The sequence below is a fragment of the Marinibaculum pumilum genome (genome assembly GCF_042646425.1).
GTDB lineage: Bacteria > Pseudomonadota > Alphaproteobacteria > Ferrovibrionales > Ferrovibrionaceae > Marinibaculum > Marinibaculum pumilum.
The window spans coordinates 134,903-156,154 of sequence record NZ_JBHRTR010000031.1 but is presented as its reverse complement, the minus strand read 5'-3'; the positions used below and the strand labels follow the sequence as shown (position 1 = coordinate 156,154).

20 protein-coding genes are annotated in these 21,252 nt (G+C 64.0%); 15 read left to right on the top strand and 5 right to left on the bottom strand.

The window, feature by feature from the left end; translation table 11 throughout:
* Positions 1-21: 21 nt before the first annotated feature.
* The 8 genes from ACFOGJ_RS18200 (at position 22) to ACFOGJ_RS18165 (ending at position 6,945) form a co-directional block, all read left to right on the top strand.
* A complete protein-coding gene (locus ACFOGJ_RS18200) occupies positions 22-687 on the top strand; it encodes an RraA family protein (RefSeq protein ID WP_379903149.1) in 666 nt (221 codons plus the stop codon).
* Positions 684-1,367, top strand: a complete 684-nt coding sequence (locus tag ACFOGJ_RS18195) for an RraA family protein (RefSeq protein WP_379903147.1) — start codon at positions 684-686, stop codon at positions 1,365-1,367. The genes ACFOGJ_RS18200 and ACFOGJ_RS18195 overlap by 4 nt, the downstream gene beginning before the upstream one ends.
* A 66-nt stretch (positions 1,368-1,433) precedes the next feature.
* The gene (locus tag ACFOGJ_RS18190) at positions 1,434-1,823 is read left to right on the top strand and encodes a RidA family protein (RefSeq protein ID WP_379903145.1); all 390 of its coding nucleotides are present in this window, start codon (positions 1,434-1,436) and stop codon (positions 1,821-1,823) included.
* Between the two features lie 3 nt (positions 1,824-1,826).
* Positions 1,827-2,816 carry an amidohydrolase family protein gene (locus ACFOGJ_RS18185; RefSeq protein ID WP_379903143.1) on the top strand — a complete coding sequence of 330 codons (990 nt, stop codon included), beginning with the start codon at positions 1,827-1,829 and terminating at the stop codon, positions 2,814-2,816.
* A gap of 83 nt (positions 2,817-2,899) precedes the next feature.
* Positions 2,900-3,874 carry an IclR family transcriptional regulator gene (locus ACFOGJ_RS18180; RefSeq protein ID WP_379903141.1) on the top strand — a complete coding sequence of 325 codons (975 nt, stop codon included), beginning with the start codon at positions 2,900-2,902 and terminating at the stop codon, positions 3,872-3,874.
* A gap of 172 nt (positions 3,875-4,046) precedes the next feature.
* Positions 4,047-5,123, top strand: coding sequence for a TRAP transporter substrate-binding protein (locus ACFOGJ_RS18175; protein WP_379903139.1), 1,077 nt, complete (start codon positions 4,047-4,049; stop codon positions 5,121-5,123).
* An 80-nt stretch (positions 5,124-5,203) separates the two neighbouring features.
* Positions 5,204-5,656, top strand: coding sequence for a TRAP transporter small permease (locus ACFOGJ_RS18170; protein WP_379903137.1), 453 nt, complete (start codon positions 5,204-5,206; stop codon positions 5,654-5,656).
* Positions 5,653-6,945 carry a TRAP transporter large permease gene (locus ACFOGJ_RS18165; RefSeq protein WP_379903135.1) on the top strand — a complete coding sequence of 431 codons (1,293 nt, stop codon included), beginning with the start codon at positions 5,653-5,655 and terminating at the stop codon, positions 6,943-6,945. The genes ACFOGJ_RS18170 and ACFOGJ_RS18165 overlap by 4 nt, the downstream gene beginning before the upstream one ends.
* Positions 6,946-6,973: 28 nt before the next feature.
* Here the strand turns inward: ACFOGJ_RS18165 and ACFOGJ_RS18160 are convergent, their stop codons facing one another.
* The gene (locus ACFOGJ_RS18160) at positions 6,974-8,014 is read right to left on the bottom strand and encodes a DUF3137 domain-containing protein (protein WP_379903133.1); all 1,041 of its coding nucleotides are present in this window, start codon (positions 8,012-8,014) and stop codon (positions 6,974-6,976) included.
* A 114-nt stretch (positions 8,015-8,128) separates the two neighbouring features.
* Between ACFOGJ_RS18160 and ACFOGJ_RS18155 the strand changes: the two genes are divergently transcribed.
* Both ACFOGJ_RS18155 and ACFOGJ_RS18150 read left to right on the top strand, forming a co-directional pair.
* Positions 8,129-8,710, top strand: a complete 582-nt coding sequence (locus ACFOGJ_RS18155; protein WP_379903131.1) for a LemA family protein — start codon at positions 8,129-8,131, stop codon at positions 8,708-8,710.
* Positions 8,711-8,864: 154 nt separating this feature from the next.
* Entirely contained in the window at positions 8,865-10,532 is a 1,668-nt protein-coding gene (locus ACFOGJ_RS18150) for an MltF family protein (RefSeq protein WP_379903129.1), read from the top strand.
* Positions 10,533-10,758: 226 nt separating this feature from the next.
* On the opposite strand, the gene ACFOGJ_RS18145 is transcribed toward ACFOGJ_RS18150, so the two are convergent.
* Positions 10,759-13,035 (bottom strand): putative bifunctional diguanylate cyclase/phosphodiesterase, encoded by a 2,277-nt coding sequence (locus ACFOGJ_RS18145; protein WP_379903127.1) that lies wholly within the window; start codon positions 13,033-13,035, stop codon positions 10,759-10,761.
* A 725-nt stretch (positions 13,036-13,760) separates the two neighbouring features.
* On the opposite strand from ACFOGJ_RS18145, the gene ACFOGJ_RS18140 reads away from it, so the two are divergent.
* Entirely contained in the window at positions 13,761-14,135 is a 375-nt protein-coding gene (locus ACFOGJ_RS18140) for a hypothetical protein (protein ID WP_379903125.1), read from the top strand.
* The gene (locus ACFOGJ_RS18135) at positions 14,136-15,461 is read left to right on the top strand and encodes a relaxase/mobilization nuclease domain-containing protein (RefSeq protein WP_379903123.1); all 1,326 of its coding nucleotides are present in this window, start codon (positions 14,136-14,138) and stop codon (positions 15,459-15,461) included. It begins immediately after the preceding gene.
* Between the two features lie 3 nt (positions 15,462-15,464).
* On the opposite strand, the gene ACFOGJ_RS18130 is transcribed toward ACFOGJ_RS18135, so the two are convergent.
* Positions 15,465-15,971 (bottom strand): antirestriction protein ArdA, encoded by a 507-nt coding sequence (locus tag ACFOGJ_RS18130; RefSeq protein WP_379903121.1) that lies wholly within the window; start codon positions 15,969-15,971, stop codon positions 15,465-15,467.
* 424 nt (positions 15,972-16,395) lie between these two features.
* Here ACFOGJ_RS18130 and ACFOGJ_RS18125 point away from each other — a divergent pair, with 424 nt between their 5' ends.
* The 3 genes from ACFOGJ_RS18125 to ACFOGJ_RS18115 all read left to right on the top strand — a co-directional run bounded on the left by ACFOGJ_RS18125 (position 16,396) and on the right by ACFOGJ_RS18115 (position 19,189).
* On the top strand, positions 16,396-16,767 hold the full coding sequence (locus tag ACFOGJ_RS18125) for a hypothetical protein (protein ID WP_379903119.1): 372 nt from the start codon (positions 16,396-16,398) through the stop codon (positions 16,765-16,767).
* A gap of 119 nt (positions 16,768-16,886) precedes the next feature.
* A complete protein-coding gene (locus tag ACFOGJ_RS18120) occupies positions 16,887-18,980 on the top strand; it encodes a hypothetical protein (protein WP_379903117.1) in 2,094 nt (697 codons plus the stop codon).
* A 20-nt stretch (positions 18,981-19,000) separates the two neighbouring features.
* Positions 19,001-19,189, top strand: a complete 189-nt coding sequence (locus ACFOGJ_RS18115) for a hypothetical protein (protein ID WP_379903115.1) — start codon at positions 19,001-19,003, stop codon at positions 19,187-19,189.
* A gap of 39 nt (positions 19,190-19,228) precedes the next feature.
* Here ACFOGJ_RS18115 and qatD read toward each other — a convergent pair whose 3' ends face one another.
* Together qatD and qatC are read right to left on the bottom strand one after the other, a co-directional pair.
* Complete coding sequence (gene qatD, locus ACFOGJ_RS18110; RefSeq protein ID WP_379903113.1) at positions 19,229-19,978, bottom strand: Qat anti-phage system TatD family nuclease QatD; 750 nt, start codon at positions 19,976-19,978, stop codon at positions 19,229-19,231.
* A complete protein-coding gene (gene qatC / locus ACFOGJ_RS18105; RefSeq protein ID WP_379903111.1) occupies positions 19,975-21,252 on the bottom strand; it encodes a Qat anti-phage system QueC-like protein QatC in 1,278 nt (425 codons plus the stop codon). The genes qatD and qatC overlap by 4 nt, the downstream gene beginning before the upstream one ends.

Sequence of the window (21,252 nt, the reverse complement as noted above, 5' to 3'; positions counted from 1 at the left end):
CTGAAGGAAGGAAGCAACGCCATGGATGACACCCTGCGCCGGGAGATGCTGGCCTACGACACCTGCCTGGTTTCCGACGCGCTGGAGAAGCTGGGCCTGCCGCACGGCATCCAGGAGATCCAGCGCCTGACCACCCGCCGCCGCATTTTCGGCCGCTGCGTGACGGTGCAGATCGACCGCTTCAGCGGCGACGTGCCGAAGCGCCATCTGGGCGCCAACGCGGTGGAGGCCGCCGCCCCCGGCGACATCATCGTGATGTCGCACCGCTCCCGCGACGACTGCGCCTGCTGGGGCGGGCTGCTGTCGACCTCCGCCAGCCTGGCGCGGGTCGGCGGCGTGATCGTGGACGGACGGGTGCGCGACATCGACGAGAGCGAGGACCTGGCCCTGCCCGTCTTCGCCCGCGGCGCGACACCGGTGACGGCACGATCCCGGGTGATGGAGACGGCGACCAACGAGCCGATCGAGGTCGGCCACGCGACGGTCCGGCCCGGCGACTATGTCCTGGCCGATGGCAGCGGCATCGCCTTCATCCCCGCCGACCGCTTCGACGAACTGCTGGCCGTCGCGCGCGAACTGCATGCCTTCGAGGAAGGCGTCCGCGACGCGCTGTTCGCCGGCCGCTCCATCGGCGAGGTGATGAACCAGAACTACGAAACCCTGCTGAAGACGAAGGCGAGCGGATGAGCGCAGCAAAGAAGGGCGGCGCGGACGCCGCCGCGACCCTCAAGATCCTGGCCGGCCTGTCGACCTCGGGCGTCTCCGACGCGCTCGACCGGCTGGGGATCGCCGGGCAGTGCTTCCGGGTGATGCCGATCTTTCCCGGCGTCCGGCTCTGCGGCCCGGCCTTCACCCTGCGCTACCAGCCGATCGGCATCGAGGGCGGTACGGTGGGCGACTTCATCGACGACGTGCCGCCCGGGGCGGTCGTCGCGATCGACAATGCCGGCCGCACCGACTGCACCGTCTGGGGCGACATCCTGACCGACACCGCCGCCCGCCGGGGTATCGCCGGCACGGTGATCCACGGCATCTGCCGCGACGTCGATCGCAGCCGCGAGATGGGCTACCCGCTGTTCGCCACCGGCCACTGGATGCGCACCGGCAAGGACCGGGTGCATCTGGTCGCCACCAATGAGCCGGTCGATATCGGCGGCGTGCTGGTCGCCGCCGGCGACATCCTGCTGGGCGACGACAACGGCGTCGTCGCCGTGCCGGCGGCGCGCCTTGCCGAGGTCACGGAGACGGCCGCGGCGATCGAGGCGGCTGAGGAACGGATCCGTGCCGCGATCGCCGAAGGCTCCAGCCTGCGCGAGGCCCGCGCCGCGCAGGGCTATCACGCGCTCCAGAGCCGCACGAAAAACTGAGCGTCGCATCGAAAGGCCCGCCCGGCGCCAGGCGCGCCGGCGGCGGGGGGAACGAAGGGAAGGAAGATGACCCAGAGAAGCATAGAGGTGGAGGGGCTCGGCCATGGCAGTGTCCCGATCCCGATGGCCTGCCGCGTCGGGCCGCTGCTGATCAGCGGCGGCATCAACGGCAAGGAGGTCGGCACCGGCAGGCTGCCCGAGGACATGGAGACCCAGGTCCGCAACGCCTTCGCCAACATGAAGCTGGTCCTGGAGGCGGCGGACATGTCGCTGGCGGACGTGGTGAAGGTCACCGTCTTCCTGGCCGACGAGGGCGACCGGAGCGCTGTGAACGGCCCCTGGACGGAATATTACCCGGACCCGGCGCACCGCCCGGCCCGGCATGCCCTGGTGATGCCGCTGCGCGGCGGCGCCCGCATCCAGCTTGAAGTGACCGCCTACGCGACGGAGGCCTGAGCCATGATCATCGATTCCCATGCCCATGTGGTGATGCCGGAGACCGCCTATCGCTACATGGCGGACCTGGTCTCCAGCCGCGGCAATCCGCGCGCCGGCCGCAAGATCCCCGACGACGAGATCCTGCTGCCGCCGACCGAGAAGCTGCTGAAGCAGATGGACGATGTCGGCACCGACATCCAGTTCCTCTCCCCCCGCCCCTTCGCGCAGATGCATTCGGTGCGACCGGGCACGGTGACGGAACTCTGGACCCGCTATGTCAACGACATCATCGCCTGGCAGTGCCGGCAGTTCCCCGACCGTTTCCGCGGTGTGGCCGGCCTGCCGCAGTTCCGCGACACCTCGCCGGAGAACTGCCTGGAGGAGCTGGAGCGCTGCGTGAAGGAGCTGGGCTTCGTCGGCTGCCTGATCAACCCGGACCCGGTGGAGGGCGACGGCGCCCCGCCGCCCGGCATGGGCGACGAGTTCTGGTACCCGCTGTACGAGAAGCTGGTCGAGCTGGACGTGCCGGCCCTGGTGCATTCGGCCAGCTGCTGCCATGCCCGCGAATCCTACACCCTGAAGTTCATCAACGAGGAAAGCATCGCGATCATCTCGCTGCTGGAATCGAAGGTGTTCGAGGATTTCCCCAACCTGAAGATCGTCGTCTCCCATGGCGGCGGCGCGATCCCCTACCAGATGGGCCGCTTCCGCGCCTGGCATCTGCGCCGCAAGAAGGACGCCACCTTCGACGACCTGATGCGCAAGCTCTACTTCGACACCTGCAACTATTCCGAAGAGGCGCTGGACCTCCTGTTCCGGGTCGTCGGCACCGACAATTGCATGTTCGGCACCGAGCGCCCGGGCACCGGCTCCGTGCACAACCCGGACTGGGGGCACGACTTCGACAACCTGAAGCCGGTGATCGAGGGTATCGGCTGGCTGTCCGAGGCCGACCGGAAGAAGATTTTCGAGGACAACTGCCGGAAGGTATACACTCGGGCGTTCAAGTAGGCCGCCCATGGCGCCGGCCGCCCGCTCCCGCCGGGTGCGCGGCCGGCGGCCCGCGGGGCGGCACGCCACGGGAGTCGCCAGCTTTGCCGCAATCCAGTCCGCCCGCCCCTGCCCGTCCGGCCGCCCGGCGGGTCAAGTCGATCGAGGTCGGGTTCCGGCTGATCCGCGCCCTGGAGGCGCTCGACGGCTATCGCCCGCTGAAGGAGATCGCCGCCGCCGCCGGCATGAGCGCCAGCAAGGCCTATCTCTACCTGGCCAGCTTCGCCGACGAGGGGCTGGTCCACCAGAACCCGGAGACCGGGCATTACGGGCTGGGCCCGTTCGCAACCCAGATCGGCCTGTCGGCGATCCGCCAGCTCGATGTCGTCGGCCTGGCGCGGGAGGAACTGGCGCCGCTGCGGCAGGCCACCGCCTGCGCCGCCTATGTCTGCGTCTGGGGCAGCCGCGGGCCGACCATCGTGCTGAAGGTCGACGGCGAATACCAGGGTTCGATGGTGGTGCGGATCGGCTATGTCCTGCCACTGCTGCGGTCCTCCACCGGCCGGGTCTTCCTGGCCTGGCGGGCGGGCGCGGAGGCCGACATGGTGATGGCGGTCGACCAGATGACCAGCGACCCCGACGACGATCCGCCGGATGCCGGCACCCTGCGGCAGCGCATGTCGATGATCGTCGATACCGTGCGCAGCCGTGGCTATGCCTTCACCGACTGGGACACGGTCCAGGAGGAGAATCTGGGCGTGCGCTACCCGATCAATGCCGGCTTCGCCGCCCTTTCCGCGCCGATCTTCGACTATAGCGGCGCGCTGGCCGCGAGCCTGACCCTGCTTGGGCCGCAACGCCTGATCGGCGAGCGTCGCGACCATTTCGCCGGCCTGGTCACCGGCGCCGCCGGCCGGGTCTCCGCCAGGATGGGGTTCTCCGGCCCCGTCCCCGACGCCCCGCCGGCGGAGAAGAGTCCGCCGGCGAAGCCCGCACGGCGGTCCCGCAAGGAAGTGACGGAGCAGCCGGCCCGGGCCGGCACCCTGCGCCCCGGTCGCAAGCGCCGCTCCGCCGGCTGAGTTTTCCCGCAGCACCCGTTCCTGCGGCGCCGTCGGTGCGCCGGCGCGGGGGCGTTTGCGCCGATTTGCTCTTGACGAATTCGGTTTGCCATTGGGAAACTCCCGCCCGACAGAGGCATCGTTCGGCACGAAGCCGGCCGGTGTGAGAACAGATGATCGGGAGGAAACAAAGATGTCGCGACTGTCCCTAGCCATGCCCGCAGCCGCCCTCTCGGCCGTCATTGCCGGCACGATCGCCCTGGCCGCGCCGGCCGCCGCGCAGGACTGCGAGGATGTGCGGCTGATGTATTCCCGCTGGGTGCCGCCGACCCACCAGTCGGTCCCGCACATGGAGGACTGGTTCAAACAGGTCGAGGAAGCGACCGAGGGCCGGGTGAAGATCAACACCCTGCCCAAGCCGCTGGGCAAGCCGCAGGCGCATTTCGACCTGGTGAAGGCCGGCACCGTCGACTTCACGGTGATCAACAACAGCTACACGCCGGGCCGCTTCGTGGCCGAGGCGGGCGCCGAGCTGCCGTTCATCGGCGGCGAGGCCGGGCCGACCTCGATCGCCTTCTGGCGCACCTACCAGAAGTACCTGACGGGTGCCGGCGATTTCGACGGCGTGAAGCTTCTGGCTCTGGCCACCCAGACCGGCGGCGACCTCTGGCTGAAGGGCAAGGATTTCACCTCGCTGGAGGACCTGCAGGGACTGAAGGTCCGGGTGGCCGGCACCGTCACCCCGAAGGTCGCCGACGCGCTGGGCATGGTCGGCGTGCTGAAGCCGATCACCGAGGTCTACGAGATGCTCTCCGCCGGCATCGTCGACGGCATCTTCACGATCCCGGAAGGCGTGATGTCGTTCAAGCTGGAAGGCCAGCTGGACAATGCGGTGCGGGTGCCCGGCGGCTTCTACCGCCTGACCAGCGCGATCATCATGTCGGAGCGCAAGTGGAACGAGATCTGCGCCAAGGACCAGGCCGCGATCGACAAGCTGGCCGGCGAGAACCTGAGCTGGCACTACGCCCACAACACCTATGACCTGGGCAACCAGAAGGCGGTCGGCGTGCTGAAGGAAGCCGGGGTGGACGTGATCCAGGCGGATCCCGCCACCGTGAAGGCGATGCAGGACCGGCTCGGCGGTATCGAGCAGGAATGGATCGCCGACCTGAAGGCGGAGCGCGGCATGGACAACGGCGCGGAGATCCTGGACTACCTGCGCCAGGAGGCCGACAAGGTGGCGAAGGAACGCGCCAAGGCCGGCGGCTGACCCGCACCGCTCCCTCCTCCATGTTCCGTCATCGATCCTGGGAAGGCCTCGCCGCGCTGTGGCGGGGCCTTCTTGCCTGCATGATCGTTTTCCTGGCGCTGCTGACCCTGGTCGACGTGCTGGGCCGCTATCTTCTCAGCGCACCGGTCCCCGGCGCGCTGGAGATCACCGAGATCGTGCTGGCGCTGATGATCGGCCTCGCTTTGCCGCTGGTGGAGCGGCGCCAGGCGCATATCACCGTCGACTTCGTGGACGGGATCCGCGCGCCGCGCTTCCAGCGGGTGCGGCGGATCGTGCTCGGCCTGGTGATGGCCGGCGCCCTCGGTGTGGCGGCGCGGCAGATGTTCGTGCAGGCGGAGGATTATGCGCTGGGCAACGAACATACGATGTATTTCGAGATCCCGGCCGCGCCGATCGCCTTCGCGATCGCGGCCAGCCTGGCCATCGGTGCCGCGGTGGCCCTGGCCACCAGCCTGCGGCCGCCGCGCGACACTGAGGCCGATCGGATCGCGGACGAGGGCCCGGGCCTGTGACCACGGCACTGATCGCTTTCGCGGTGATGCTGGCCCTGGCCTTTCTGGGCCTGCCCATCGCCTTCGCCCTGGGCATCGTCGGCGTGGTCGGCTTCATGACCTATACCGGCGTGGAGCCGGCGCTCTACATGATCGGCCCGACGATCTACGACAGCTTCAACAACTATCCGCTGTCGGTGATTCCGCTGTTCATCCTGATGGGCAACCTGGTCTCCGCCTCCGGCCTGTCGCGGGAACTGTTCCGCGCCGCCAATGCCTTCATCGGTCATTTCCGCGGCGGCCTGGCAGGCGCCACCATCCTCGCCTGCGGCGGCTTCAGCGCGATCAGCGGCTCCTCGGTCGCGACGACGGCGACGATGTCGCAGATCGCCCTGCCGGAGATGCGCGCCTACAATTATTCCCGCCGCCTCGCTGCCGGCTCGGTCGCCGCCGGCGGCACCCTCGGCATCATGATCCCGCCCAGCATCATCCTGGTGATCTACGGCATCATGACCGAGACCGAGATCGGCCGCCTGTTCATCGCCGGCATCCTGCCCGGGCTGCTGGCGCTGTCGCTCTATCTGGTCGCCGTCTTCGCGGTGACCGCCGCGCGCCCGGAGCTGGGCCCCGCCGGCCCGCGCCACGCCTGGCGCGACCGGCTGCGGGCACTGGGTCAGGTCTGGGCCGTCGCGGTGCTGTTCGCCATCGTCATCGGCGGAATCTATGGCGGCGTCTTCACCCCGACGGAGGCCGCCGGCATCGGCGCCTGCGGCGCGATGTACTTCTTCCTGCGCCGCAGCGGCTTCGACCTGCGCGGCCTGGCGCGGATTGCCACCGATACCGTTGTGACCAGCGCGATGCTGTTCATCATCATCGTCGGCGCGGAGCTGTTCTCCAACCTGATCTCGATGAGCGGCCTGCCCAACATGCTGATCGACGGCATCCAGGCGGCAGGCCTGGCGCCCTACACCGTCATCCTGCTGATGCTGGTGATCTATTTCGTGATGGGCATGTTCCTGGACAGCCTGGGCATGATCCTGCTGACGGTGCCGGTGTTCTACCCGGTGATCTCCTTCCTGGGCTTCGACCTGATCTGGTTCGGCATCATCGTGGTCACGGTGACCGAAATCAGCCTGATCACCCCGCCGATCGGCATGAACATCTTCATCATGCGCTCGATGAACCGGGACCTGCCGCTGGGCACCATCTATACCGGCGTGCTGCCGTTTGTGGCCGCCGACGTGGTGCGGCTGGCGATCCTGACCGCGTTCCCAGTGATCGCCCTGCTCCTGCCGTCGATGATGGGCTGAACCGCGCAGAGCCGGCGGACCGCCCCGTCTATCGCATCGGCGCCGCCGTCTCCCGCGCGAAGATCACAGAGAGGTCGAGGATCGCCGAGAGTTCGCGGAACGCCGCCTGCACGGCGATGCCTGAATCCAGCCTGGTGCCGTCGCCGAATTCCAATGGATCGCTGCGGGTCTGCAACAGCAGGAGCAGACGATCCCCGCGGAACAGAAGATGGGCCACCGGCGCATCGAACAGGTGCGCAGCGTGGTCCAGCGCCTCCATGAGGGACGGGGTCAGCAGGTAGCGCGCCATGACCTGGTCGGTGGCAAAGATGTCGTAGCGCGACAGGAAGGCGTTGGATTCCAGTCGTACAGGCTGGAAAGCCGGCGACAGGTCGCCCAGATACTCGTCGTGGACCTGCAGGCGCAGACCGCCCGGCAGTTCGGCCCTGCCGATGCCGACCAGGTCGCAGTCCACATGCCTGGACTGCAGCGGCATGGATATCGCCAGCCCCTGGAACGGTGTGACCGGGGTCCGCATCGGCAGCGGACCGTAGATCATGTCGAAGATCTCAAGCCGGGCCGGGCCTGCCCGCAGCACCAGCCGGTCGGTCCAGAACCGCCGGTAGCCGCTTCCTTTGTCCTGGAACAGCTTCAGCATCTTCATGTCGAATTCGAGTGCGGCATAGCTCTCCGGTGCCGGCGCCGCCTCGAAGTCGAAGCCCAGGAAATCGGCGATACACGCCAGGATGCGCTTCTCCCGCGCGCGGGCCCTGTTCTCCACTTTTTCCCTCTTCCGGCGCCGCGCCCAGACCCACCGCCCGACGACGATCAGGGCGATGATCATCAGCGGCAGCAGGATGAACGCCAGCAGCAGCGCCTTTCCGCCGCCCGAGGCGAGCAGGAAGAACAGGGCGATTCCGCCGATGAACGCTGCGAACACCTTCCAATACTCGGCCCGGTGATCGACGATGATCCGACCCGGATAGTCCGCCTGCTCGCGTTCGATCAGGGGTTGGAGGCGCTCCGCCACGAAAGCATTGGCGCCTTCTAACCAGGGACGATCCTCCTTGATGTGTACGGCTGATAACATAGGGTTCCATCATTGCTGCCCGTTCGCTCCGAGACTGACACGGCGGCGGGTCCGCGCTCAACGCGACTCCCGGATGTCGCGGCGGGCGAGAGAGAGCGGAACCGGGAAGGACGAATGACGACAATACTTATCGCGGCGGCCGCGGTCGTCCTGCTGGGCCTGTGCTACTGGATGTATGCCAAGGCCGTGGCACTGCGGAATCGGGCGCAGGAAGGGCTGTCCGCCGTCGACGTGCAGTTGCAGAAGCGTCGCGACCTTCTGCCGAACGTCCTGCGGCTTGCGCAGCGCTTCATGGAGCATGAGCGCGACCTGCTGGAAGAGCTCACGGCGCTGCGGGCCCGCGTCCAGCGACTGCCGGAACGCGCGCCGAGCGACCCTGACGATGCCAGCGAACGCCTGCGCATCGACGACCGCCTGACGCGGGCCTTCGGCAGCTTTTTCGCGGTGGCTGAGAACTATCCGGACCTGCGCAGCCAAGAAACGGTGGTGAACGCCCAGGACACCTACCGCGAGGTCGAGGGCCATATTGCTGCCGCCCGGCGCTACTACAACGCCAATGTCACCGACCTGAACAACTGGGCGCAGACCTTCCCGATGAGCCTGTTCTCCCGTATCGCCGGGGCGCGGCCGCTGCCCTGGTTCCAGGCGACCGATACGGCGCAGGAGACAGTGAACGCCGACAACTATCTGCGCTGAGCCCGCCATGTCCGGTTCGCCTGTTACTTCCGTCAGAAAGTTCATGCTAGACAACTGGCAGGCAGGCGCCGGCGGTGAGCCGACACTGGCAGCGTGCGGCCCTGTCACCCAGACCGGTGCCGCTCGCGGGCACCGGCCCCAGGGAGGGACGGCCATGGCCAGAGACCCCGCGACCCTGTCGCCCTGCACGATCTTGTCCCACCGGGTTTGCGCCCTGACGGTCCCCTTCATCTCCGCCCTGTTCGGCGCCGCCCTGGTGCTGGCAGCGCCCTTGCCTGCCGGGGCGGCAGAGGGGGCGAGGGACGGCGCTGCCGAAGCCGCGGACCGGACCGCCGCGGCGCCAGCGGCTGACGACGATACGATGCCCGCATCCCTCCACCTGGCCCTGCAGGAATGGACCGGCGACTTCGACGGCATGGTGGATCGCGGCCTGATCCGGGTTGCGATCCCGGTCGGCCTGTCGACCTACTACATGGACGGCGCCGACCAGGCCGGGGCCACCTACGACCTGGTTCCGTATTTCGAGAAGCAGCTGCGGAAGAGCCTCGGCAAGAAAGGCCGCGACCTGACCGTCGTCGTGCTGCCGGCACGCCTGGACCAGCTGCTGGAGATGCTGGAGCAGGGCCGCGCCGACATTGTCGGCGGCCGCCTGACCATCACCCCGGAACGTGCCGCGCAGGTCGCCTTCAGCGACCCGTTCAGGGACGATGTCGACGAGCTGGTGATTTCCGCCGCCGGTACCGCGGCGGCGAAGAGCCTGGACGATCTGGTCGGCCTGCCGCTGCATGTCCGCCGCTCCAGCAGCTTCTGGGACACCCTGTCCCACATCAACGAGGCACGCAGCGCGGCGGACAAGGAGCCGCTGACCGTCGTCGAGGCGGATGAGCGTCTGCGCACCGAGGACCTGATGGAACTGGTCGGCACCGGCGTGATCAGGGCGACGGTGGTCGACAGCACGGTGGCGGACCTGTTCGCCCACTTCTTCCCCGAAGCCACCGTCCACCGGGAAGCGCCACTGGCGGAGGGACAGGCCTATGCCTGGGCCTTCCGCAAGGACGACCCGAAGCTGGCGGCGGCGGTGAACGCCTTCGTGAAGATCGCCCACAAGGGCACGAAGCTCGGCAATATCGTCCTCGGCAAGTATTTCAACGGGACGAAGTGGGTGGAGAACGCCCTGGCCCCGGACGAAAAGAAGAAATTCACGGAAATGGCCGGCCTGTTCCAACAATATGCCGACCGGTACGCCTTCGACTGGCTGATGATGACCGCCCAGGGCTATCAGGAATCGCGGCTGAACCAGAAGCTGCGCAGCCCGGTGGGCGCGGTCGGCGTCATGCAGGTGATGCCGGCGACCGCCCGCGACCCGGCGGTCGGCATACCCGACATCCATATCCTGGAGAACAACATCCATGCTGGCGTGAAGTACATGGCCTGGCTGCGCGGCCAGCACCTGGACGATCCCGCGCTGGAGGAGGCGGAGAAGACCTATTTCGGCTTCGCCGCCTACAATGCCGGGCCCGGCAATCTCTCAAAGGCGCGCAAGCGGGCCGCACGGCTGAAGCTCGACCCGAACCGCTGGTTCGACAATGTGGAGATCGCGATGGGCCAGGCCGTCAGCCGCGAACCTGTGGTTTATGTCCGCAACATCCTGAAGTACTACACCGCCTACAAGCTGGCGGAGGCGGAAAAGGCCGCCCGCGCGGCCGCGCAGGCGGACGGCGATGGCCAGGATCCGGCGGATGCCGAAGCCCGAGGTCCGGCGGGCCCCGACGACGACGGCACCGGCAGCGCCGCGGCCGACGGGGCGGCGGACGCCGACTAGAGCGTTCCCATCTTTGGTGGAAACCTTGTCGTTCTCGGTCTTGACCCGAGATCCCATTCCGCAAACCGATCAGCAGCCGGGAAGATTGCGGAATGGATCCCCGATCAAGTCGGGGATGACGATTAGCTATGTGGCGCCGCTTCTATCTATTCCGGGAACCCTCTAGCGCAGCGGGCGCAAGACCGCCTCCCCCTGCAGCAACAACCGGTCCCGGCGGCGGATTGGTTCAGGTGCCGGAGCCCCCGGCAGCGGACAGCACCCGCATGACCTCCTCGGCCGGCAGCGGCCGGCCGAAGAACCATCCCTGGCCATGGCTGCAGCCCAGGGCGCGCAGCCGGTCCGCTTCGTCGGGGCTCTCGATCCCTTCCGCCACCGTATCGAGGCGGAGGCTGTCCGCCAGTGCGACGATGCTGGCCAGGACCGCATCGCCGGCCCCGCCACGCTCCATGCCGACGACGAAGGAGCGATCGATCTTGAGGATCGATACCGGCAGGTCGCGCAGCATCGCAAGACTGGAATAGCCGGTGCCGAAATCGTCCAGCGCCAGCACGATGCCCATCTCCCGCAGCCGGTGCAGGGTGGCGACGGCGGAGCCGCTGGCCTCGATGACCCCGGATTCCGTGATCTCCAGCTTCAGGCGGCCCGGCGGCAGGCCGGATGCGTCCAATGTCGCGGCCACCGCGTCGACCAGGCCGGGGTCGCTCAGCTGCACCGGCGAGATGTTCACGGCGACATTGGCCCGCGACGCCGGCGGCAGGGACCAGGACGCGGCCGTGCGGCAGGCCTTCTCCAGTACCAGGCGGCCCAGCGGCACGATCAGACCGGTCGCTTCGGCAAGCGGGATGAAGTCCAGCGGCGGGATCATGCCCAGTTGCGGATGCCGCCAGCGCAGCAGGCATTCGAAGCCGACGATGTGGTGCCGGTCCAGGGCGACGATCGGCTGGTAGTGGACGACGAACTGGCTGTCGTCGGCGAGGCCGGCCCGCAAGGCCGCTTCCAGCTCGAGCTGCTTGAGGCGCTCCGCCCGCAGTTCCGGCGTATAGACGACCGGGCCTGACAGCGGTGTGGCGCGGGTGGCGGCCAGTTCCGCATTGCGCAGCGCCTCCTCTGCAACGGCCGCGGCACCCACCGCCACGCCGCAGCGGCCGTCGAGGTGCAGGATGCGCTGCTTGGCAGTGACCGGCCGCTCCAGCGCATGCTGCAGGGCTCGCAGCAGGCCTTCGGGGACCTGCGCCTCTACCCGCGCCCCTCCGCCTAGGCCTGCCGGTACTGCCAATGTCAGGCCGAAATCTCCGGTGCGGGCGAGCAGATGGTCCGCGCCCGCCAGTTCGGCCAGCCGGTCCGAGACCCGCCGCAGGACGCGGTCCGCATAGGCGGCGCCGAAGGTGGCCTTCGTATCGGACAGCCCGACCAGGGTCACCGCGGCCAGCATGAAGGTATCGTCGCGCGCACCGAGTGCCCGCAACAGGCCGGCCCTGTTCAGCCGCCCGGTCACCGGATCACCGAAGGCCAGAGATTCCAGGGACGCCTCTGCCCGGCGGCGCTCCGAGATGTCGCGGATGTGAGCGGCGAAACGCCGCTCCGGTCCGCCATGCACCTCGACCACGGTCAGTTCCACCGGAAAGATCCGCCCGTCCGCATGCTGGGCCTCGGTCTCCACGCGCTCCCCCAGGATGCGGTGCGGCCCGCCGGCCAGCAGCCGCTCGAAACCTTCGCTGTGCGCCGATCTCAGATGCGCGGGGATCAGGGCTTCGGCGAACGGCCGGCCGATCACGGCCTGCCGCGGAAGGCCGAAGATGCGGCTCGCCGCCGGGTTGAACTCCTCCACCCGGCCATGGCGGTCGGCGGTGACGATGGCATCGAGCGCATGGTCCACGATGGCGCGGCCCGCCGCCTCCTGCGCCGCCAGCCGCCGGCTGGTCGCTTCGCGCCCGACCGCGCCGGCGACCAGCGCAGCCACCGCGCTCAGGACCGACCGCTCCAGCTCTGTCCATTCCCTGTCCGACCCGCAGTCGCAGCAGGCGAGATGCCCCCACCAGGCGTCATCCACCATCACCGGCACGCTCAGGAAGGCGCGGATCTCCAGTCGCTCCAGGGCGGTCCGCAGGTCGCCCTCGAAGTCCGCCGTCCGGGCCTCCACCGGGCCGCCGCGCCGGTGCCGGCCGATCCATGCCGCGAGCGGCCCGCCCTGCGCCGGCAGGGCCTCCGCCACATAGCGGCGATCCCCCGCAAGCGCCGTCAGGCCGGCCGCCGACCAGTCGGCGATGCAGGTCTGGCGGGGCCGGGCCCCCTCCCCTTCCTCGACCCGGTACAGCAGCATCCGGTGCACGCCGATATCCGTCGCGGCGGTTGCCAGGAGGGCCGGCAAGGCAGCCTGCCAGTCCTCCGCGGCACCGAGGGCGGCGGCGGCCTGCGCGATCGTCAGGACCAGCGCATGCGCACCGGCGCCGGTGTACGACGGGGGAAGCTCGTCATGGCCTGACACGACGCTGCGGGACTCCATGCTGGTGCACCGGCGATCGGATCGGCCGGGATCAGGCCGCCACGAGATTAGCGATGCTGAAGCAGGGAAAATCAAGGCGAACCCGCTGGCTGTCAGTCCCGGCACAGCACCCGGCCACTGACGGCAGGACCTATTATTGTAATTACGAAATAGTAGCTTCGCCGACTATTGCGCCTTCATGCTCCGGCCGGCCCGCGCATCCCCGGCATCTGTCTTGCCCACCGGCACCGGCCATCGCTAGCCTACTGCTGTAGGCCCTGGAACAGGCAGAACAGGTCATGAGCCAACCCGATCCACAGGCCGTGCCTGCGGAGAACCCGGCACCGGCGTGACGGGCCAAGGCGCTCGTTCTGCCGTGAGACGCGCCGCCACATCGTTCCCGGGAACGGGAAAGGCGGCCAATCGTCCAGCTTGCGAAAAAGGAAATTGGCCCAGATAGACGGAAAAAGTTCGAGCCAGAGCCGGCAGCCCTGATTCGCCCAAGCTCCGGTTCGGGCTGGCATGCCACCCGAAGCCCGCTAAGGCATCTCTTGGGGGCGAAAATTGGCGGAGCATCCGGGAGAAATTTCGAACTCCGTTTTTGAAACTCTGGCCGATTGGGAGGAGCAACTCAAGCCGCTGCGGGCCGAGCTGGAGGCCAATCCACACCTGGAAGGGCCGCAGCCATGAGCCTTTCCTACAATCGTACAAGCCGGAAGGCGTTTGCCCGGGCTGCCGGGCAGTCCGTGAAGCCTGCGAAACGCCCCGCCCCGTTCTCGCTGCGCCTGAGCGAGGAGGAGCGGGCCCGCCTGGAGCGAGAGGCGGGAAGCGAGCCTCTCGGCTCCTATATCCGCTCCAAACTGCTGGATGAGGGCGAAGCGCCCAGAAAGAAGGCCCGCCGTGCCCCGCCGGTCGATTATGCGCTCCTGGGCCAGATCCTGGCCCGGCTGGGCAAGTCGGAGATCTCCGCGAACCTCTGCCTGCTGGCGGCCCTGGCGGAGGCCGGGGAGCTGCCGATCGATGAGGAGACACAGCACGACCTGCGCACCGCCTGCGCCGATGTGAAGGACATGCGGCTGATCCTGATCCGGGCGCTGGGGCTTAAACCCGGGGGCCGGTGAATGATCCTGGTCGGCAACCAGCGCGGCGGCGCGCGCAACCTGGCGCAGCACCTGCTCAAGGAGGAAAACGAGCGGGTGCAGCTGCACGAGCTGCGCGGCTTCGTGGCGGACGACCTGGATGGCGCTCTGGGTGAGGCCTATGCCACCAGCCGGGGGACCCGGTGCAAGCAGTTCCTGTTCTCTCTCAGCCTCAACCCGCCGCCGGAGGCGGATGTCTCCGACGCGGCGTTCGAGCGGGCGATCAACCTGGCGGAAGAACGCCTCGGGCTCTCCGGCCAGCCCCGCGCCGTGGTCTTTCATGAAAAATACGGCGATGACGGCAATCTCCGCCGCCACGCGCACGCGGTCTGGAGCCGCATCGATGCGGAGGAGATGAAGGCCGTCCAGCTCTCCCATTCGCACAGAAAACTCCAGGATGTATCGCGGGAGCTCTATCTGGAGCATGGCTGGAAGATGCCGCAGGGCCTGGCCGTCACCGGCGCGCGCGATCCGCGCAACTTTACCCTGGATGAATGGCAACAGGCCAGGCGCGCAGGCAACGATCCGCGGGAGATCAAGGCCGCGTTTCAGGATGCCTGGGCGATCTCGGATTCCAAGGCGGCCTTCATCCATGCCCTGGAGGAGCGCGGCTACCGCCTGGCGCGGGGCGACCGGCGCGGTTTCGTGGCGATGGACCATGAGGGAGAGATCTATGCCGTCCCCAAATGGGCCGGGGTGAAGACGAGGGACGTGCGCGAGCGCCTCGGCGAGGAATCCGCGCTTCCGGCCCTGGAGGAGATCAGACTGGCGATCGCCCGGGACATGCAGCGCAAGATGGAGGAATTTCAGGCCGAGGCCGGTGCGCGGGAGGAGAACCAGGAGCAGGAAGCGCAGCACAGGCAGGACATCCTGGAAGCCCGGCACCAGGGTCAGGAGACGGCCCTTACAGAGGCGCAGCGCCTGCGCACAGAGGATGAGGAGCAGGAACGGCAGGGCCGGTTCCGCAAGGGCCTCCTGGGGCTATGGGACCGCCTGCGCGGGGCGTACAAGCGCACCGAGGAGCAGAACGACCTGGAGGCGGATCTGGCGCGCAGGCGGGATGAGGATGAGCGCGAGCGCCTGGCCGCCCTGCAACGCGAGAAGGAGGCGGAAGCCGCCCGCGAGCGCGAACTTGAGAAGCAGCGGGCCGAGGATCTGCGCCGGGAGCTGGAGGCCGACGCGCAGCGCTACCGCGATATGGAAGCCGAGCGCCGCGAACAGCGGCGCGAGGAGTTTATGGAGCAACGCCGCAACGACGATCAGGCGCGCCGCGCCCTACAGCGCGACGGCCCGTCGCTGGATCGGTAGATGCTACCGGCACACATACACCAGCCGATGTCCGGCGATGCAGGTCTTGGTGTATTCCATGCTCAGGTCCCGGGCGATCGCTTCGTAGTCGATGTAGTTGCGAAGCGACGCGGGGATTTCCCCGAACAGGCCTTCGTCCACGAACTCCTCCGCCAGCTCGCGCAGGCTCTCGGTGAAATGGATCTCCACCAGGTCGTCCGGATCCTCGCCCTCAAGCTCTCCGTGCCCATAGCCGCACTCGCGCCGGGCGATGATGTAGCGGACCTTGCGGTCCTCCTCCCACTCCTCCACCGCATCCAGCCAGGCCGCAAAGTTGCACTGGTTGAGCTCCCAGGCCTCGGCCAGGGCGCAATCGATCTCCTCGCCGTCGATGAACTGGATTTCGTATTCCTCCACCGGCTGGCCGTAGTGGTTCACGGCGCCGGCGGCGCGCTCCTCATACTGCGCGGCGCTCTCGAAATAGAAGCCTGTTGCTGAGATGTCGTAGGGTTGTGCGAAAAGGGTTGTCATGGGCCTGTCTCCTTTTGGATTGCCGGTTGCGCATGCAACCGGACTAGGCCCGCGCCAATGAGCGGGGGGATGCGGTCAAGGCCGTAAATCGGGGGATGGTGCGGGCGCAGGGGAGCGGCAGCGGAGCGAGCCACGGTCCCCCGATTTGCGCCCGAAGGGCTTGGCCTTGACGGCGATGGGGCCGCAGGCCCCTCCTGCGAGTTGAATGTCAGCCGTAGGCTGCCTGCCATGTGCGCGAGGGATCGAAGCCCGAAAGGGCCGAAACACGCCGCAGGCGGGGTTCGGTTCACGAGAGCCCGGCCTCGAAGGGGCGCGCCTAGAACAGTTTTCCTATTAAAGTGGATCGAGCTGCCGGCATACGGAAGGCAGGTATGAGGAGAACTATGCGAGAGCGCGTCCGACAGTCGAAAAGAAGGAACAAAACATGCAATATCAAAAAAATGAAATTCCAATAATAGAAGATGATTCCAATACTACAATATATAAAATACCGCAATTTGTCGTAGACAATTCTATAATTCTAAAACTACCTATTCAATATTATTTCAAAGAGAAACCTAATACTATATTTATACCGACTCATTTATTAATTCTATCAAGAGCTCGCGGTATCGGAATAGAGAATGCGCTGATCAAGATGGATGAGGCGGCACGCGGCCTACGCCCCCGTCGGAACCCAATCTCCGTTTCCCGCAGAAATGACGGACGCTACCTTGTCCTTGACGGCAACTCCACAACAATAGTGGCTGTCGCCGCCGGCTGGCGAACCCTTCCAGGCATTCTTGACAGCCCATAAAATTTCCACCTAGGGTTACAAATTAGGGGACTAAGTTGACCATCGCGATCGCGACATTTCCGGCACACGGCGCTGGATCGCTTGCTAATTTTCACTTTCAGGCAAATCGAAGCAAATAGATGACGAACGCGACTACGCTCGGAAACCCAGAGGTCTCGCTGGAATTGGCGCTTAGCGCCGCGGAGCAAGTGGCTCAGAGGTTGCGCACGCTATCCAATACAATAGGGCCTTCATACGAGGCAGTCCTATTTTATTCCAGAATAAGAACAAAGACAAAAGAAAGCATTAGGGAAAAAACAAGTCGAAAGCAAAAAGATCCAAAAAGAAGTCCTTATTACTCATACCACGACATGACTGATCTGGTTGGTTTTCGCGCAGTTACGCTTTATGAAGCCCAACTTCTTGAAGCAATGAATTTTGTCATTTCTTTAGTGAGAGCAGGTCAAAAACTTCCAGAACAACTTTTCAATGGCGATAGTTTATTTCTTAGCTTCAGAGAAGCCCTGTTTTTCAACTCACCCGCCCCATCACCAACAAGTATTGACCATTCGTCAGATAGCGCGAAAGGCAACGTTAGCGCATACGAAAAATGCATAAAGGAACTTGAATCTATAATCGATAAAGATATAGAGAGTTATTACAGAAGAAAATATCTCGAAAAGCAAATCAAAAAATCGGACTCCACAAAATTAATCAAAAAAAGTATATCAGATATCAAAGAACTACTAAGATTCGAGGAGTCTGATTTAAATACCTATTCTTCAGCTCATTTGATATTCGATGCAGTTGGGCATGAGAACGGGTACAGTATAATTATTCCGGTCGAATTTCAGATAAGGACCGCTATAGAAGATATTTGGGCTGAAATAGATCACAAGCAGCTTTACAAGCTACGTGACGAATTTACTTGGTGCTTTGAATTTGAGAGATACTTCAATAGAGCTGAGGGTCGCTCCTCGATGTTACGCGGCGACATTCATAGACTAGCAGGCATGATGAGAAGAATGTCTAGCATCTCTGAGAGTGCAAAGCAACACATTAAGAAATTTATTGATTCGGATGAGGCTGATGCTGACGACCCATTGTTGATGAATGGATCTTTTGGGATATCGCTCTTCTATCGGGCGGGAGATAACAAAATTGACCCGCAAATTATTATGAAGCTAACCGAGTATCAGCGATCGCTTGGTAATCTAACCCAGACCCCGCCCGGTAGCGACGCCGCAGTTCAAGTTTACAGAGAATGCCGTCAGAAATTGGTAGACATCAGGAATGCGTTGGAAAAGTCGTTTAGTAAAATAAAGTTGGATCTGGAAAATGCTAATAAAGAAGACTTAAATGAGGAAGACATTGCCGAACCTATGTTATTTCAACAAAGGATCAAGATTTGTGATATTGAAATTGTACGCCTGAAAGCGAGCGCCATCGTCGAAGATATTTATATAGACGAAAGCTCCGTAGTGACTTTCCGAAATAATCTTGAAAACTCTGTACTTTCTCCGGGCGGCGTGGAGGAATATGAGCGCAAGAGAGAGGTTCTTTGTAGAGAAATATACACGGAGCTCTGCAGCATTATTGACGATGGAGATTTGAAGATACGACCCCTTGCTATGATTTTCTTTTGGAAGCACATTGTTTCTTTAAAATTCGATAAATCTTTAAGTGAAAAAAATATATTGAAATCGTACGAATATTTGAAATATGATGGCACTGTGCCGAGGTGGTCCATATACAGATCGATCGTTCCACATTATTTGGCGAGCCAGTATTATAGAAGTGTGAGAAATACTATCAGGGAATTTGAAGTAAAAACCGAGGAATCCACTTCCAAAACCCCTATCGGGCGAACGGAAGGGCTTCAGCGTATGCCCAACTTGCGGACCGAACTCATTCGAAAGCTAGCTGATACAACCAAACTTGCACTTGAGGCCTTCGAAGCTGCTCAGGATGAGAATGATCGCCGAGGCGATCTTCGTATGGGTTACAAGGGCGATGATAGTCTGCGAGCGGCCGAGCTGGCTTTCTCATGCATTGCCTGCGCAGACCAGGAGCTTGGGGTTGAATTGCTGAAGCCGAACCATGTCCTAAACGAGCGAGTTAAGAAGATGGTAAAGCATGTCAACGAAGATGTGATAGAGGGATCAAATATGCCCTCTGCAAGACGAAAATATCTTCTAGAGATGCGCTCAGCCACGCTTTCACGAGTCCAATAGACGAACAAGGAGAAGATGTCATGGCCACGAAACGTTTATCTACTACAAAATGCAATAAAGAATTTGAACCAACGGATACTAAGGACGCGCGGCCATCAGTACTTCCTGAATTTCCACGTGATCCTATTCTAGAAATAGCCGATCAGAAAGAATTTGAAGACGCCTCAATCAGAGAACATGTATCAAGAGGTATGCCTACCACGTGGTGACAATTTGTCTCTCAGCCCACCAGAACTGCATAGGGCTCTTCACGGCGCGGAGATCAGGCCAGCATTTTTCTCCCTCGTAAGACGCTGAAGATTTTTGTGGATAAGTGTCTGAGCTTCTTTTGGCTTGATGCTCCACAAATCGGCAAGCGCATCCTCTGCGGTTTGGGCTTCCCACGGTAGGAGCGGCTGCCCTTTGATCTGCGCAAAGGGCCCATCAGTTTCTGTGAGAACCCTGTCACGGGGCATTCGTTTGCACAGCTCCCGCCCGCGCTCCCCACGCAGCATTGCAGGGCCGACGCTGAACCAGCAGCGCAGTGCTACGGCCCTTTCGAGATCACGGAAGCTGCCCGAGAACCAGTGAAGAATGGGCGTGCCGGCGCCCGGATGAGATTCAAGTCCATCCAGGACAGCTTTGCTGGCCCTGCGGCTGTGTAAGGACATGATCCGTCCGCCGGCCCGCGTGCAGGACCCCAGGATGTGCTTAAAGACTGCGAGCTGCTCCTGCCAGTGAGCGCGAAACTCGGGTGCGCCATCCAGACCGATCTCTCCAACGTAGCGGGCCTGGGGCAGTAATTCATCGAACAGCGGAAGTTCCGCGCGGCGTTCGTGGGCCAGTTGGGGATGCAGGCCAAGGGCAGTGCGTATTCGGCCCTCGGCAAGCGCCGAAGTGCCATTCCAGGCGCTAGGCGTTGTGGTCACCGACAGGACGTAAACGCCGCGTTCGGCACATTGCCGGGCTACCTTCCAGGGATCGGGGTACAGATCGAGATGGCAATGGAAATCGATCACGTCACCCCCGACGCGGACAGGAAAGCGCCCAGTTCGTCCATACCCCGCTGCACAACACCCTGATAGGGCGCCGGATCACCTAACAGCGTTGCGCTGAGGGCAGGACCGGCCCAACGGTTCAGGCCTTCTGCTTTGAGGGCTGCAACACCCATTGCCGCCGCCCGCACGTCGTCGTACCTGGCATGGTCGGAGTCGTCACGGGAGAGGTCTCGATACTTGTACCTGGTGTTATCGGTCATGCCGGCAGCATGAAATGCCGCCCGTCTGATGAGACAGGGCAGGCACCGGCCGCAGTGCATGAAACCGTTCCGTGCATATCGTCCGCAGCTCGTGCTGGTGTGTGCGTGCCGGGTGAGGAAGGGCTGATCAGCGCATTGCTGTATCATCTCGCCCTTGGTGAGAAACTGGCAGGGGTTTTCGAGCTTCACCCGCAGTCCCGCATTGTCGAACAGCTCCTGGAGCAAAGTGAGATAGTAGGGGTGGGTGGTCCGGGTACTGAGGCTGCCGAGCCTTGATCCGGTCAGGGGCGGATTGATCGAGATGAAACCGTTCTCACAAACATAGAGCGTCACATCCTTACCGGCGTGATACCGCAGCATGGCCGTGGCCGCGAGAACGCCATAGGCAAAGAAGATGATCGAGCGAGCGCGTTGAGAGCGTTCGTTCTCGCTGGACCATTTCACGTTGTGATTGAGCTGCAGACGGCCCAGCCCGCCCCCGATCTGGGAGGCAAAATACTTCTGCGTTTGCTTGTCGCCCGTCGAAACCTGGCTCACTGCGAACGGCTTCTTTCCCTCCGCGCACAGATCGAGCGTACCGATCAGGCTATCCAACCCGCCGGAGAGCAGGACCGCGCAATCCTGATCAAGATAATTCGGCTTCTTGGGCGGTACAGGCAGGATGCCCCCACCCCGGAATGTCAGGGTCCAGATGTCCGTCGTCAGGAACTGAAGCTGTCGGGCGAGAAGCTCGCGCTGGCTGTTCCAGAAATCCGGATCACCGACGGCAATTTCCAGCTCGATCTGCCGGGTCCAGCCGTCCGGACTCAGATCACGCCGCACAGCGGTATCAGCGGCAATAATCGAAAGCGCGATCGACAGGAAGTCCCAGGCATGAGCCGCGGGCTTCCACTTGCGCCGCTGAATGACGTGACGGGCCGTTGCCCCGATGGAAACCTCCCCGGCACCCAGGACCGGCCCATAGAGATGAACAGCTAGATCCCCTGCGTTGAGGGGGGCGCTGAACTGATCCTCGGGAGCGCAAATCATCTTCAT